Annotated in this window: 11 protein-coding genes; 7 read left to right on the top strand and 4 right to left on the bottom strand. The window is 73.9% G+C overall.

Going from position 1 to position 13,941, the window contains the following annotated elements; genetic code table 11:
* Positions 1-35: 35 nt before the first annotated feature.
* Complete coding sequence (locus tag LG396_RS16385) at positions 36-683, bottom strand: DUF4360 domain-containing protein (protein ID WP_037742253.1); 648 nt, start codon at positions 681-683, stop codon at positions 36-38.
* A gap of 732 nt (positions 684-1,415) precedes the next feature.
* Here LG396_RS16385 and LG396_RS16380 point away from each other — a divergent pair.
* A complete protein-coding gene (locus LG396_RS16380; protein ID WP_225795324.1) occupies positions 1,416-2,465 on the top strand; it encodes a hypothetical protein in 1,050 nt (349 codons plus the stop codon).
* Between the two features lie 60 nt (positions 2,466-2,525).
* Here LG396_RS16380 and LG396_RS16375 read toward each other — a convergent pair whose 3' ends face one another.
* Positions 2,526-3,713 (bottom strand): trans-sulfuration enzyme family protein, encoded by a 1,188-nt coding sequence (locus tag LG396_RS16375; protein WP_225795323.1) that lies wholly within the window; start codon positions 3,711-3,713, stop codon positions 2,526-2,528.
* 63 nt (positions 3,714-3,776) lie between these two features.
* Between LG396_RS16375 and LG396_RS16370 the strand changes: the two genes are divergently transcribed.
* The gene (locus tag LG396_RS16370; RefSeq protein ID WP_225795322.1) at positions 3,777-5,231 is read left to right on the top strand and encodes an aminotransferase-like domain-containing protein; all 1,455 of its coding nucleotides are present in this window, start codon (positions 3,777-3,779) and stop codon (positions 5,229-5,231) included.
* 44 nt (positions 5,232-5,275) lie between these two features.
* Here LG396_RS16370 and LG396_RS16365 read toward each other — a convergent pair whose 3' ends face one another.
* Both LG396_RS16365 and LG396_RS16360 read right to left on the bottom strand, forming a co-directional pair.
* Positions 5,276-6,937: an AbeC-like domain-containing protein gene (locus tag LG396_RS16365; RefSeq protein ID WP_051102880.1), complete on the bottom strand. Its 1,662-nt coding sequence runs from the start codon at positions 6,935-6,937 to the stop codon at positions 5,276-5,278.
* 93 nt (positions 6,938-7,030) lie between these two features.
* On the bottom strand, positions 7,031-9,229 hold the full coding sequence (locus tag LG396_RS16360) for an elongation factor G-like protein EF-G2 (RefSeq protein ID WP_100298358.1): 2,199 nt from the start codon (positions 9,227-9,229) through the stop codon (positions 7,031-7,033).
* 250 nt (positions 9,230-9,479) lie between these two features.
* Here LG396_RS16360 and pgsA point away from each other — a divergent pair, with 250 nt between their 5' ends.
* The 5 genes from pgsA (at position 9,480) to pdxS (ending at position 13,934) form a co-directional block, all read left to right on the top strand.
* Complete coding sequence (pgsA, locus tag LG396_RS16355) at positions 9,480-10,196, top strand: phosphatidylinositol phosphate synthase (RefSeq protein ID WP_100298357.1); 717 nt, start codon at positions 9,480-9,482, stop codon at positions 10,194-10,196.
* A 20-nt stretch (positions 10,197-10,216) separates the two neighbouring features.
* The gene (locus tag LG396_RS16350) at positions 10,217-11,092 is read left to right on the top strand and encodes a phosphatidylinositol mannoside acyltransferase (protein ID WP_263979219.1); all 876 of its coding nucleotides are present in this window, start codon (positions 10,217-10,219) and stop codon (positions 11,090-11,092) included.
* Positions 11,089-12,261 (top strand): glycosyltransferase family 4 protein, encoded by a 1,173-nt coding sequence (locus LG396_RS16345; RefSeq protein WP_037742241.1) that lies wholly within the window; start codon positions 11,089-11,091, stop codon positions 12,259-12,261. The genes LG396_RS16350 and LG396_RS16345 overlap by 4 nt, the downstream gene beginning before the upstream one ends.
* A 1-nt stretch (position 12,262) precedes the next feature.
* A complete protein-coding gene (locus LG396_RS16340) occupies positions 12,263-12,820 on the top strand; it encodes a LemA family protein (RefSeq protein ID WP_037742238.1) in 558 nt (185 codons plus the stop codon).
* 193 nt (positions 12,821-13,013) lie between these two features.
* Positions 13,014-13,934, top strand: a complete 921-nt coding sequence (gene pdxS / locus LG396_RS16335) for a pyridoxal 5'-phosphate synthase lyase subunit PdxS (protein WP_018836751.1) — start codon at positions 13,014-13,016, stop codon at positions 13,932-13,934.
* Positions 13,935-13,941 lie beyond the last annotated feature (7 nt).

The raw sequence follows: 13,941 nt of genomic DNA, 5'->3' as shown, positions 1-13,941 counted from the left end.
GTACCGCGGGTAAGGTGCTTACCCTTCGCGGTATCTCAGCACTCCTTCCACGCCAGGTGGTACTTCGTGCTCACCGCGCTGTCGGTGGAGTCCATCGTCATCAGGCTCGTCGCCCGCTGGTCCGAGGAGCCGCGGTACACCCGGAGTTCGGTGTTGATGTTGAAGTTCCGTTTTTCGCCGCAGGGTGCCCACACCAGCTCGGCCCACTCCTTGGAGTCGGTCACCTGCCAGTTGTCGTCGTACGGACCGTCGAAGGTCTGGCTGCTCGCGGTCGTCTCCGCGGAACCCATGTGGTAATACGACGCCTGCTCCAGGCCGGACGCGCCGTCCGCCAGGTACGCGTAGCCGCGGTAGTCCACGCTCTGGATCGCGTACGTGAACCCGGAGGGAACCTCCAGCGCCAGGCTGAGCTGGCAGTTCTTGCGGAAGTCGATCGGGCTGGCGCCGGCCCCCGCGGCGGCCAGGTAGTCGCTGTAGGTCACGGTGAACGCCGTGTTGTCCGCGTTGGCCGCGACCGCCGCCGTGCCGGCGGGGCACCCCGAGCCGTTGATGGTCTGGATGCCGACCCTGATCTGCTCGGCGGGCCCGTCGGCCGGCGCCTCGTCCGCCGCCGCGGTCCCGGCGGAGAGGGTGGCGGCTACCAGGGCCGCCAGCGCTCCACCAGTAATCAACTTACCGGACATGTTTCTCCTATCCTTTGTCTCCGGTCCGGGCCGGACGAAACCGGCGCCGACCGCACTGAATTGGGCAGGGAGAGCCGGATTACGGCTCGTGAAAGCACATGCGCCGCAGGCGGGCCGAAGAGGTGCGCCCGCTCCTGAGGGTCGCGCAGAGCATGGCGAAAGAGCTCCCGGGCGCCCGGGAGGGCGCGAGGGTGAAGAAAGGGGAGAGCGGCTTCGGGGACTGGGAAGCATTCGTGCGGAACGCTGTTGGTGGGGGTGCCGTACCGAATGCGTCCCCGACCTCATGGAGCGTGAGGTGGGAGCGTTCTCATTCTAGGGCCATGTAAAGCCTGCGTGAAGAAGAGTTCCACGAAGAAGGGCGGGAGTCCGAAAACGAGTTCCCGCCCGGGTTGGCGTCATGTTGCGAAGTGTCAAGTCTACGCGGGTGGACGCTCGGAATACGCGACGGTAGGGAAACAAATTCTCAGGGTGCCCGGTACGGGCTGCCGGAGTCCGGCCAGAATCATGCGTTTATGCCGCGGGGGTTACCGGCGGAAAGGCCGTTCGGCCCAACCCGCGGGCCCGTTCGGCGGATCGCGGGACAGGGCGGCCGTGGTACACCCCCGGCCCGCCGGCCGGAGGGCCGATCACGCCCGTGGTGTCCGACCGGGGTGTGCCGTCCCGGGTTGCGTGCACACTGGATGAAAGCGGGGGTTTCGGCCCCGTATGCGCGACGGTGTGCAGGGGGCACAGATGTCGGGACACGAGACGGTCGTCTATGCGGAGAGATCGTGGAACCCGCTGGCGGCCAACGTGCGGTTGACGACGGCCGGGTTATCGCAGACGCGGGGTCCGCACGTGCGGGTCGGCGACATGAACCTGATGGCCATGGCCGAGGCGTACCAGCGGGGCAGGTGGGTCGGCGGCGGCGGGATGGAGCGCGCGCTCGCCCGGATCGGGGAGGGCCGCGGCGCCGTGCCGTTGATCCGCGTGACCGGCTCCGCCCAGGTCGTCCGGGTGCGGCAGGCGGCGGCGTTCGCGCAGGCCCTCGGCGCGCTGGCGGTGGAGCTGAGCGGCGGGCCCGAGGAGGTGGCCGCGGCCGGGCGGCGGGCCGAGGCGGAGGGCGTGCCGCTGTGGATGGCGCGGCGCTCCGCGCCGGGGCCGCACGACGGGCCGGTGGTGGTGGCCGTCGACCGGCGGCTGGTGCGGGCGGACGTGTGGGCCGAGGGGGCGCCCGGGACGCCCGCGGTGCGACTGCGCGGGGAGGCCGGACTCACCACCGAGCAGGTGCGGACGCGGAACCCGCCGCTGACGGTCACCGTGGCGGGCCGGCCCGCCGTGCTCAGCGTCCTCGACTCCTCGTTCCGGGGGCTGATCGCCGCGCTCCGGACGGTGAAGGTGCGCTGGGAGCTGGAGGGACAGGATGTGGAGTCGTCCCGGCTGCTGCGGGGCAACCGCCCCGTGGCCCTGCTCACCCGGCGCCGGGACTGGGAGCTGCGGTACGCGACGGTGGAGCCGCTGATGGACGTGCGGTACGAGTCCGACGACCCGCTGGACGCGGTGGTGGCCCACTTCTTCGGCGCCGTGTGCGGTGCGGGCGACGAGAACGCGCTGATCCGCCTCGGCACGACGCACCGGGTGCGGGACCCGTACGGGTCGGGCGGGGCGGGCCCGGGCTACGGCTGGGACACCCCGTGGTCCACCGACGTGGGCCACGAGCCGTCCGGCGCTGGTGGGGGCGGGTCCGACGGCGGCGGCCACGACGGCGGCGGTGGCGGGGGAGGTGACGGCGGCGGGGGGTGAGCCGCGGGGAGGCCCGCGGGGGCGGCCCCGGGCCGGCATGGCCCGGGGGCCCGCGGTCGCTCAGTCCGCCGCCCTCTCCAGCGCCTGCGCCAGGTCCGCCCACAGGTCGTCCGGGTGCTCGATGCCCACGGAGACCCGCACCGTGCCCTCGCCGATGTCCATCGCCGCCAGCGCGGCGGCGTCGAGTTGGCGGTGCGACGTGCTCGCCGGGTGCATGACGAGCGTCCTGACGTCGCCCAGCGACGGGCTCAGCAGTGCCAGCCGCAGCGACTCGACGAACCTGCGCCCCGCCTCCCGGCCGCCCGCCAGGTCGAACGCCAGCACCCCGCCGCCGGCGGCCAGCAGCCGGGCGGCCGTGGCCCGGTCCGGGTGGTCCGGCAGGCCGGGGTGGCGGGCCCGGGCCACCGCCGGGTGGGCGGCCAGGCGTTCGGCCAGGGTCAGCGCCGTCGCGGACTGCCGCTCGACGCGCAGCGCCAGGGTCGCCATGCCGCGCAGCGTCAGCCAGGCCGCGAACGGGTCGGCCGACGCGCCCTGTTCCACGGCGTGCGCCCAGACGCGGCGGCGCAGCTCCGCGTCCCGGAAGACGGCGACGCCGCCCAGGACGTCGGCGTGGCCGCCGAGGTACTTGGTCGCCGAGTGGACGACCACGTCGGCGCCGTGCTCGACCGGGCGGCAGAGCATCGGGGTGGCGAAGGTGTTGTCGACGACCCCGGTGACGCCCGCCTCCGCGGCGGCCGCGAGGAGCGCGGGCAGGTCGGTGACGGCGGTGGTGGGGTTGGCGATGGTCTCCAGGTAGAGCACCCGGGTGCGCGGCGTGAGCGCGGCCCGTACCTCGTCCGCGTCCCGGCCGGAGACGTAGTCGACGGACACCCCCCAGCGCGCGGCGAGGTCGGTCAGCGTCGCGTACGTGCCGCCGTACAGGGAGCGCTGCGCGACGACGTGGTCCCCGGCGGAGAGCAGGCCCAGCAGCACGGCGTTGATCGCGCCCATGCCGGACGCGAACGCCAGCCCGCCAGCGCCGCCTTCGAGTCCGCTGACGGCCTCCTCCAGGGCGCGGACGGTGGGGTTTCCGAAGCGGTTGTAGAGGTACGCGCCGTCCGGGTCGTGGAAGGCGGCGGCCATCGCGTCGGCGGAGTCGAACGCGAAGACGTGGCCCTGGTGGATCGGCACGGTCACCGGGCGGCTGCCCTCGGGGACGGGCACGGGCGGGTGGGCGGTACGGGTCGAGGGGTGCAGATCGGCGCTCATGGCGAAAGTCTCCGCGGCGAATGGGTTGCCGGGACAGGGCCAATTCCGGGAGATTGGTCCGCCATGGACACCGACGACGTGCGGGCCTCCGACCTGGTGGCCGCCCTGGGCCGCTGGTCGGCCGGGCGCGGCCCGCTGTACGTGCTGCTCGCCGCCCGGCTCAGGCGGCTCGTCGACGAGGGCCGGCTGCGGCCCGGCGCGGCGCTGCCGCCGGAGCGGGCACTCGCGGCGGCGCTGGCCGTCGGGCGCACGACGGTGGTCGCGGCCTACGGCGTGCTGCGCCAGGAGGGCCGCGTCGTACGGCGGCAGGGGAGCGGCACCCGCGTCGCGGAGGCGGCGCTCGTGCCCGGCCGCGCGGCCGAGACCGCGAACCCGCTCTTCCTCAACCTGCTGGAGCCGGCCGACGGCGTGATCCTGCTCAGCTGCGCCGCCCCGGACGGCCCGCCACCCGAACTGGTCCGCGCCTACCGCGAGCTGGCCCTGCCCGCGACCGGCCTCGGCTACCACCCCGCAGGGCTGCCCGCCCTGCGCGCCGCCGTCGCCGCCCGCTACGCGGCGCGCGGCATCCCCACCGAGCCGGAGCAGATCCTCGTCACCACCGGAGGACAGCAGGCACTGGCGCTGCTGACCCGGCTCTTCGTCGCCCCCGGTGACCCGGTGCTGGTCGAGGCGCCCGCGTACCCGGGGGCGCTGGACCTGTTCCGCGAGGCGGGCGCCGTGCTGCGGCCGGTGCCCGCGGGGCCGGACGGGATCGACGTGGACGCGGCGGTACGGACCCTGGCTGAGCACCGGCCGGCGCTCGCGTACGTCGGCTCGGTGCACCAGAACCCGACTGCCGCCGTGCTGCCCCCGCTGCGCGGGCGGCGGCTCGCCGAGGCGGCGGGGCACCTCGGCGTGCCGCTGGTGGACGACGAGGTGGTGGCGGACCTGGCGTTCGAGGGTGCCGCGCCGCCGGCGCTCGCCGCGTACGCGGACGGCGCCGAGGTCATCAGCGCCGGGTCGCTCAGCAAGGTGGTCTGGGGCGGGCTGCGCATCGGCTGGGTGCGCGGGCCCGCCGGGGTCGTCACCCGGCTCGCCCGGCTGAAGGCCGTCCACGACCTCGGCACCGACGTGCCGGCCCAGCTCGTCGCCGTCTCGCTGCTGGCCGCGTACGAACCGCTGCTCGCCCGGCGCCGCGCCGGACTGCGCCGCGCCCACGACCACCTGCGCGCCGAGCTGGCCCGGCTGCTGCCCTCCTGGACCTGCCCGCCTGTGCCCGGCGGGCAGACGGTGTGGCTGCGGCTGCCGTACGGGGACGGGGTGTCCTTCGCGCAGGTCGCGCTCCGGCACGGGGTCGCCGTCCTGCCCGGCGCCTGCGTCGACGCCGCCGGGGGCAGCGGCCCGTACCTGCGGCTGCACTTCTGCTCCCCGCGCGACGTGCTCACCGAGGCGGTCGAGCGGCTGGCCGCGGCCTGGGCGGCGTACGACGGCAGCTCCCGCCCGGCGACGCCCGCGGCGCTCGGGGGCGTAACGGTCTGAACAGGGGCCCGAACCCGGCCCGCGCGCGCCCCCTGCGGGCGCCGTCAGGCGTCGTACACGTCCGCGCGCCGCGGCTCCGCGCTCTGCACCATCCCGCTGAGGGCCAGCGACCGGCCCGCGAAGTTGGTGGTGTCGACGTTGTTCTCCTCCAGCACCCGCAGCGCCGCCTGGTGCACCACCCGCAGCACGGGCGGCGCCGCGCGCAGCACGTCGTCGGCCATGAAGCGGTGCCGCCACATCTTGTCCGCCCACACGTGCCGCAGCCCGAAGGGCTCGGGGAGCTTCAGCTTGCCGCCGAGGTAGTCGAGCAGCGGCGGGTACCAGGTGAACGGCGCGCGGGCGGCCAGCCGCACCACCTCGCGGGAGGGCACCAGCGGCAGCGGCTTCTCCTTGGTCTCCCAGAACTTCATGCCGCTCACCGTCTTGGTCTGGCGGCTGGGCTTGCTGGTGAACATCGGGTGCACCGGGCCCAGCGCGTGGCCCGTGACCTCGATGCGCAGCGTCTCGTGCAGCACGGTCACCGAGATCATCATGGTGATGACCAGCTGGCCGTCCCAGAGCGTGAACTGCACGCCCAGATAGTGCCGGTTGCCCGCGCCGAACTGCTGCTCGTTGCAGATCCGCTGGACCTCGAAGTCCCGTACGGAATAGCCGTCGACGATCGTGCCGCCGGGCCGGGCGACCTCGCCCGCGCCTTCGCCTATCGGGGCGACGATCCAGTGCCGTATCGCGGGCGCCGGGAAGCCGCCGGTGTGCAGCGGGGTGCGCTCCAGCATGCGCAGCTTGTCGTGGATCGCCTTGACGACGTCCCAGCTGCGGAACGGGTGGATCTCGCCGCCGGACTCCTTCGGCTTGAGGTCCTCCGCCAGCTGCCAGGAGCCCCAGCGGGTGCCCATGCCGAGTATCCCCTTGGGGCCCGCGTAGAAGACGACGTTGCTGTGCTGCTCCGCCGACAGCTTCGCCAGGCCCAGCCGCAGCCGCTCCGCGCTGGCCTCGCCGGGGTTGCTCGGCACCGCCTCCGGGATCTTCGCGCCGAGGCCGCCGCCGGACAGCAGGGCCGTCCAGTGCTCGCGCAGCCCCTTGGCGTACTGCTCGCAGATCCGGTTCGCCCAGAACCAGCCTATGATCGGCGCCACCAGCAGGCCGCGCAGGTAGATGTTGAGCAGGCCGCCCGCCGGCAGCGTGATGAACAGGTATATGGCGGCGAGGCCGAGGATGCCCAGCAGCACGTAACCCACCGCGCCGACGCGCTTGTCCGACGCCCCGGCCAGGGTGCGGCGGAGCTGGAAGACGCCGAGCCAGAGCAGCACGCCGGGCAGGAACAGCAGCCCGAAGACGGCCATCACCACGGTCAGCCGGGTGTCGCGCTCCTTGCGGTAGCGGTTGGCCGCCAGGCAGTGCTCCAGCACCGCCTGCGGCTCCGTCCCGAACGACTGGATGAGCGGCTTGCGGCCGTCGGCGAGCATGCGGACCGTGACCGCGCGTGCGAACGCCTCGCCCAGGTTCGGCTCGAAGAGCGAGAGCCGGCCCTTCTTGAAGTCCGACTTGCTGGTGTCGTTGTTGGCGTCGAGCAGCTTGGTGACCGCGCTGTCGCGGTACGCCGTGGAGGCGAGCGCGTGCGTCGCGGCCGTCTGCCCCTGGGCGCCGGACAGCGGCACCTGCGCGCGCGGGGCGAAGTCGAACTCCAGCCCATCGGAACCTGCCACTGCCGCCCCCAACGCCGCGCGTCCGCCCCGGTGATGGGGCCGGGCCCGCGGGCAAGCGGGCCCGACCACCAATGTGCCCCAGCCTAGCCGCGGTCAACCGTCGTGGCCCTGCCGATCACGGATCTTCGCCGCCAGCTGCTGCGGCATCGGCTCGTGTCTGGCGTACGAGCGGTCGAAGCGGCCGGTGCCGTGCGACAGGGAGCGCAGATCCACCGCGTACCGGCCGATCTCGAACTCCGGCACCTCCGCGCGCACCAGCGTCCGGCCGCCGCCCGCCTGCTCGGTGCCGACCACGCGGCCGCGCCGCCCGGACAGATCGCTCATCACCGGGCCGACGTACTCGTCCGCGACGAGCACGCTGATCTCGGCGACCGGCTCCAGCAGATGGATCTGCACCTGCGCCGCGGCCTCCCGCAGTGCCAGCGCGCCCGCCGTCTGGAACGCGGCGTCGGAGGAGTCCACCGAGTGCGCCTTGCCGTCGACGAGCGTCACCCGCACGTCGACCAGCGGATAGCCGGTGGCCACGCCCTTGACCGCCTGGCCGCGTACGCCCTTCTCCACCGACGGGATGAACTGCCGCGGCACCGCGCCGCCGACCACCTTGTCCACGAACTCGATGCCCGAGCCCCCCGGCAGCGGCTCGACCTCGATCTCGCAGATGGCGTACTGCCCGTGGCCGCCGGACTGCTTGACGTGCCGCCCGCGCGCCGCCGCCCGGCCGGAGAACGTCTCGCGCAGCGACACCTTGTGGTCCACCGAGTCGACCTGCACGCCGTACCGCGTGCGCAGCCGCTCCAGCGCCACGTCGCGGTGCGCCTCGCCCAGGCACCACAGCACCAACTGCCGGGTGGCGGCGTTCTGTTCCAGCCGCATCGTCGGGTCCTCCGCGCACAGCCGCGCCAGGCCCTGCGACAGCTTGTCCTCGTCCTGCTTGGTGTGCGCCTCGATGGCCACCGGCAGCAGCGGGTCGGGCATCAGCCACGGCGCCATCAGCAGCGGCTCGTCCTTGGCCGAGACGGTGTCGCCGGTCTCCGCGCCGTTCAGCTTGCCGACGCAGGCGATGTCGCCGGCGATCGCCGCGTCCAGCGGGCGCTGGAGCTTGCCGAACGGGGCGGTCAGCGAGCCGATCCGCTCGTCGGTGTCGTGGTCCTCGTGCCCGCGGTCCTCCATGCCGTGGCCCGAGACGTGCACCGTCTGGTCGGGGCGCAGCGTGCCGGAGAAGACGCGCAGCAGCGACAGCCGGCCGATGTACGGGTCCGAGGACGTCCTGACCACCTCGGCGGCCAGCGGGCCGGCCGGGTCGCAGGCCAGCGCCGTGCGCTCCTCGCCGCGCACCGTGGTCACGTCGGGGATACGCCGCTCCGGCGGTGTGGGGAAGCCGCCGGTGACCAGCTCCAGCAGCTCGACCGTGCCCAGCCCCTGCGTGCCGCCGTCCACCGCGGGCGCGGCGGCCAGCACGGGGTGGAACACCCCGCGCGCGACGGCCTTCTCCAGGTCCTGCACGAGCGTCTTGACCTCGACGTCCTCCCCGCCGAGGTAGCGCTCCATGAGCGACTCGTCCTCGCTCTCGGAGATGATGCCCTCGATGAGCCGGTTGCGCGCCTCCTCGATCAGCGGCAGCTCGTCCGGGCGCGGCGCCCTGTCCTCGCGGGCACCGGAGGTGTAGTCGAAGACCCGCTGCGTGAGCAGGCCGATGAGCCCGTGCACGGGCGCGTGGCCGTCGGCCGCGGGCTCGCCGAGCAGCGGCAGGTACAACGGCAGCACGGCGTCGGGGTCGTCGCCGCCGAACGCCTCCCGGCAGGTCTCGGTCATCTGGTCGAAGTCGGCTCTGGCGGCGTCCAGGTGCGTGACGACGATCGCCCGCGGCATCCCGACCGCCGCGCACTCCTCCCAGAGCATCCGGGTCGCGCCGTCCACGCCGTCCGCGGCCGAGACGACGAAAAGGGCCGCGTCCGCCGCTCGCAGACCGGCCCGCAACTCCCCGACGAAGTCCGCGTAGCCGGGGGTGTCCAACAGATTGATCTTGATGCCGTCCCACTCCACCGGGACCAGCGAGAGCTGGACCGAGCGCTGCTGGCGCTGTTCGATCTCGTCGTAGTCGGATACGCAGCCGCCGTCCTCGACCCGGCCGGCCCGGGTGAGCGCCTTCGTGGTCAGCGCCAGCGCCTCCACCAGCGTCGTCTTACCGGATCCGCTATGGCCGACCAGCGCCACGTTCCGAATGTCGGAGGGCCGGGCGGCCGCCGCTGCCCTGCCGGCGGCCCCGGGGTGTGCGTTTGCCTTGTCACCCATGTGTCTCGCCTCCGTCTGACACGTGCGGTGCATTCGAGCTTTGCACCGCGGTCAGACGCCGTAAATAGCACGGACGGGTTCGGAAACCGCGACCCCCGCCGACGTGCACGGGGCCCGGCAGGGCACCGGCGTACGGCCCGCGCGGCCCCTCCCGGGCGCTGGCTACGATGGCTGCGCTACGTTGAGCGACTTCCACCGACGAGCCCCCGGCCAGCCGCGGGGCCCGCCGACCGGCAACCCTGGGACGGCCATGCTGAACAAGTACGCGCGTGCGATCTTCACGCGTGTCTTCGCACCCATCGCCGCGATGCTGCTGCGTCGCGGCGTGAGCCCCGACACCGTCACCTTCGTGGGCACCCTCGGGGTGATGGCGGGCGCCTTGGCCTTCTTCCCCCGCGGGGAGTTCTTCTGGGGCACGGTGATCATCACCCTCTTCGTCTTCTCCGACCTGATCGACGGCACCATGGCCCGCCAGTCCGGCCGCTCCAGCCGCTGGGGCGCGTTCCTGGACTCGACGCTCGACCGGGCCGCGGACTCGGCCGTCTTCGGCGGCATCGCGCTCTGGTACGCGGGCGACGGCGACGACCTGGTGATGTGCGCGGTGGCGATCTTCTGCCTCGCCGGCGGCCAGGTCGTGTCCTACACCAAGGCGCGCGGCGAGAGCATCGGCCTGCCGGTCAAGGTCAACGGCCTGATGGAGCGCGCCGACCGGCTGGTGATCACCCTGGTGCTCGCCGGCTTCGCGGGCATGGAGCGCACGTTCGGCATCCCGCACATCGACCTCCTGCTGCCCATCGCGCTGTGGGCCGTCGCCGCCGGCAGCGCCGTCACGCTCTGCCAGCGGATGGTGACCGTGCACCGGGAGGCGGCGGAGAAGGACGCCGCCGACCCGCTGCCGCCGCCCGCGCCGCGCGGCGGCTCCGGCCCGGAGTCCGAGGCCGCGCCCGCGGACCAGGAGAGCGCGTGAAGGAGCGCCTGACCGACGGGATGTACGGCCTGGGCTGGGCAGCCGTGAAACGGCTGCCGGAACCCGCCGCCGCCGCCCTCGGCAGGCGCATCGCCGACACCGCCTGGCGCCGCGACGGCAAGGGCGTGCGCCGGCTCACGTCGAACCTCGCCCGGGTGGTCCCGGACGCCGGGCCCGAGCAACTGGCCGCGCTCAGCCGGGCCGGCATGCGCTCGTACATGCGCTACTGGATGGAGTCCTTCCGGCTGCCCGCGTGGAGCAAGCAGCGCGTCCGCGACGGCTTCGACCCCGAGGACGTGCACTGGCTGGAGGACGGCATCGCCGGCGACACCGGCGTGATCCTCGCGCTGCCGCACATGGGCAACTGGGATCTGGCCGGCGCCTGGGTCACCACCAAGCTCGGGGTGCCCTTCACCACCGTGCAGGAGCGGCTGAAGCCGGAGTCGCTGTACGACCGGTTCGTCACGTACCGGGAGAGCCTGGGCATGGAGGTGCTGGCGCACGGCGGCGCGAGCGCCTTCGGCACCCTCGCCCGGCGGCTGCGCGACGGCGGGCTGGTCTGCCTGGTCGCCGACCGCGACCTGTCGGCCACCGGCGTCGAGGTGGACTTCTTCGGCTCCGCGGCCCGGATGCCCGCGGGCCCCGCGCTGCTCGCCCAGCAGACCGGCGCGCTGCTGCTGCCCGTCACGCTCTGGTACGACGACTCGCCCGTCCTCCAGGGCCGGGTGCACGCCCCCGTGGAGGTGCCCGCGACCGGCACCCGGGCGGAGAAGACCGCCGCCATGACGCAGGCCATGGCCGACGACTTCGCCGCCGGCATCGCCGCGCACCCGCAGGACTGGCACATGCTCCAGCGCTTCTGGCCGGACGACCTCGCGGGCGGGGCGTCGCGGTGAGGATCGGGATCGTCTGCCCGTACTCCTGGGAGGCGCCCGGCGGCGTGCAGTTCCACGTCCGGGACCTGGCGGAGCACCTGCGCGCCGCCGGCCACGAGGTCTCCGTCCTCGCGCCCGCGGACGACGACACCCCGCTGCCCGAGTACGTCGTCGGGGCCGGCAGGGCCGTCCCCGTGCCGTACAACGGGTCCGTGGCGCGCATCAACTTCGGCTTCCTGTCCGCCGCCCGGGTGCGCCGCTGGGTCCGCGACGGCGACTTCGACGTGCTGCACATCCACGAGCCGGCCGCGCCGTCGCTCGCCCTGCTGGCCTGCTGGGCGGCGAAGGGGCCGATCGTGGCCACGTTCCACATGTCCAGCCCGCGCTCCCGCGGCATGATCGCCGCGTACCCGATCCTGCAGTCGGCGCTGGAGAAGATCAGCGCCCGCATCGCCGTCAGCGAGTACGCGCGCCGCACGCTGGTCGAGCACCTGGGCGGCGACGCCGTCGTCATCCCCAACGGCGTCGACGTCTCGTTCTTCGCCGGGGCCGAGCCGAAGGCTGCGTGGCAGGGCCGCACGCTGGGCTTCATCGGCCGGATCGACGAGCCGCGCAAGGGGCTGCCGGTGCTGATGGAGGCGTTCCCGCGGATCCTGGAGCGGGTGCCCGACGCGCGCCTGCTGGTCGCCGGGCGCGGCGACCCGGCGGAGATCGCGGGGCACCTGCCGCCCGAGGTGCGCGCGCGGGTGGAGTTCCTGGGCATGGTCAGCGACGAGGACAAGGCGCGGCTGCTGCGCAGCGTCGACCTCTACGTCGCGCCGAACACCGGCGGCGAGTCGTTCGGCATCATCCTCGTCGAGGCGATGTCGGCGGGGGCGCCGGTGCTGGCCGCCGACCTCGACGCCTTCGTGCAGGTGCTGGACGGCGGCACGGCGGGCGAGGTGTTCGCGCGCGAGGACGCCGGGGACCTGGCGGAACGGGCGGCGGGGCTGCTGCTGGACGACGCCCGCAGGGCCGAGCTGCGCGAGCGCGGCAGCCGGCACGTACAGCGCTTCGACTGGTCGACGGTCGGCGCGGACATCCTGGCGGTGTACGAGACGGTGACCCAGGGCGCCCAGTCCGTGGCGGAGGACGAGCGCGCCGGCCGCTGGGCGGCCCGCTTCGGCCCCGCCCGCGACCGGGAGGCGTGACGTGTCGACACCCCTGACGCTGCTGCTGATCGCGGTCGTGCTCTGCCTGATCGGCGTCTACCTGAGCTGGACCGCCGGCCGGCTCGACCGGCTGCACACCCGTATCGACGCCGCCAAGGCGGCCCTCGACGCCCAGCTGCTGCGGCGCGCCTCGGTGGCGCAGGAGCTGGCCACCAGCGGCGTCCTCGATCCGGCCGCCTCGATCGTGCTCTACGAGGCCGCGCACGCCGCCCGGCAGGCGGAGGAGGACCAGCGCGAGGTCGCCGAGAGCGAGCTGAGCCAGGCGCTGCGGGCGGTGTTCGAGGCCCCCGAGCAGGTGGAGGCGGTGCGCGGGGCGCCGGGCGGCGAGGAGGCCGTGCACGAGCTGGCGGAGGCCGCGCGGCGGGTGCCGATGGCGCGGCGCTTCCACAACGACGCGGTACGCGCGGCGCGGGCGCTGCGCCGGCACCGCAAGGTGCGCTGGTTCCGGCTGGCGGGGCACGCGCCGTTCCCGCTGGCGGTCGAGATGGACGACGAGCCGCCGCCGGCCCTGACCGACCGCGCCCCCTCGGCGGGCTGACCCCGCGGCGCACCGCCGGCGGCTCGGCGGCCACAGCTTGCCGATTGGCTCTTTCCTGACCCCTCCCGCCTGGGGTTTCCTTGACCGTGGCGCACATTCGGCCCGCCGTCCGAACGTGTTTACGATGGAAGCGGTGCACCGTGCGCCATGCACACACCCACACCGCACCCACATCACCGAGCGAGGTTCCACCGTGTCCAGCACGCCCAGCTCCGCCCCCCAGTCGTCGGCTCCCGAGACCGGCACCGCACGCGTCAAGCGCGGCATGGCCGAGCAGCTCAAGGGCGGCGTGATCATGGACGTCGTCACGCCCGAGCAGGCGAAGATCGCCGAGGACGCGGGCGCCGTCGCGGTGATGGCCCTGGAGCGGGTGCCCGCCGACATCCGCAAGGACGGCGGCGTGGCGCGCATGTCGGACCCCGACATGATCGAGGGCATCATCGAGGCCGTCTCCATCCCGGTGATGGCCAAGTCCCGCATCGGCCACTTCGTCGAGGCCCAGATCCTCCAGGCGCTCGGCGTCGACTACGTCGACGAGTCCGAGGTGCTCACCCCCGCCGACGAGGTCAACCACTCCGACAAGTGGGCCTTCACCACCCCCTTCGTCTGCGGCGCCACCAACCTGGGCGAGGCCCTGCGCCGCATCGCCGAGGGCGCGGCCATGATCCGCTCCAAGGGCGAGGCCGGCACCGGCAACGTCGTCGAGGCCGTCCGCCACCTGCGCCAGATCAAGAACGGGATCGGCGCCCTGCGCGGCCTCGACAACCACGAGCTGTACGCTGCGGCCAAGGAACTGCGCGCCCCGTACGAGCTGGTCGCCGAGGTGGCCCGGCTCGGCAAGCTGCCCGTCGTGCTGTTCTCCGCGGGCGGCGTCGCCACCCCCGCCGACGCCGCGCTGATGCGCCAGCTCGGCGCCGAGGGCGTCTTCGTCGGCTCCGGCATCTTCAAGTCCGGCGACCCGGCCAAGCGCGCCTCCGCCATCGTCAAGGCCACCACCTTCTACGACGACCCGAAGGTCGTCGCGGACGCCTCCCGCAACCTCGGCGAGGCCATGGTCGGCATCAACCTCGACACCCTGGACGACTCCGAGCGCTACGCCGGCCGGGGCTGGTGAGGACGAC

It is taken from the genome of Streptomyces aculeolatus (assembly GCF_020400605.1).
GTDB classification, from domain to species: domain Bacteria; phylum Actinomycetota; class Actinomycetes; order Streptomycetales; family Streptomycetaceae; genus Streptomyces; species Streptomyces aculeolatus.
This window is presented reverse-complemented; position numbering and strand designations above follow the sequence as displayed.

Excerpts from the sequence above, each read along its gene's own strand:
- LG396_RS16385 (WP_037742253.1), bottom strand. The coding sequence starts at position 683 with ATGTCCGGTAAGTTGATTACTGGTGGAGCGCTGGCGGCCCTGGTAGCC.
- LG396_RS16350 (WP_263979219.1), top strand. The coding sequence starts at position 10,217 with ATGTACGGCCTGGGCTGGGCAGCCGTGAAACGGCTGCCGGAACCCGCC.
- pgsA (WP_100298357.1), top strand. The coding sequence starts at position 9,480 with ATGCTGAACAAGTACGCGCGTGCGATCTTCACGCGTGTCTTCGCACCC.
- LG396_RS16370 (WP_225795322.1), top strand. The coding sequence starts at position 3,777 with ATGGACACCGACGACGTGCGGGCCTCCGACCTGGTGGCCGCCCTGGGC.
- LG396_RS16375 (WP_225795323.1), bottom strand. The coding sequence starts at position 3,713 with ATGAGCGCCGATCTGCACCCCTCGACCCGTACCGCCCACCCGCCCGTG.
- LG396_RS16360 (WP_100298358.1), bottom strand. The coding sequence starts at position 9,229 with ATGGGTGACAAGGCAAACGCACACCCCGGGGCCGCCGGCAGGGCAGCG.
- LG396_RS16380 (WP_225795324.1), top strand. The coding sequence starts at position 1,416 with ATGTCGGGACACGAGACGGTCGTCTATGCGGAGAGATCGTGGAACCCG.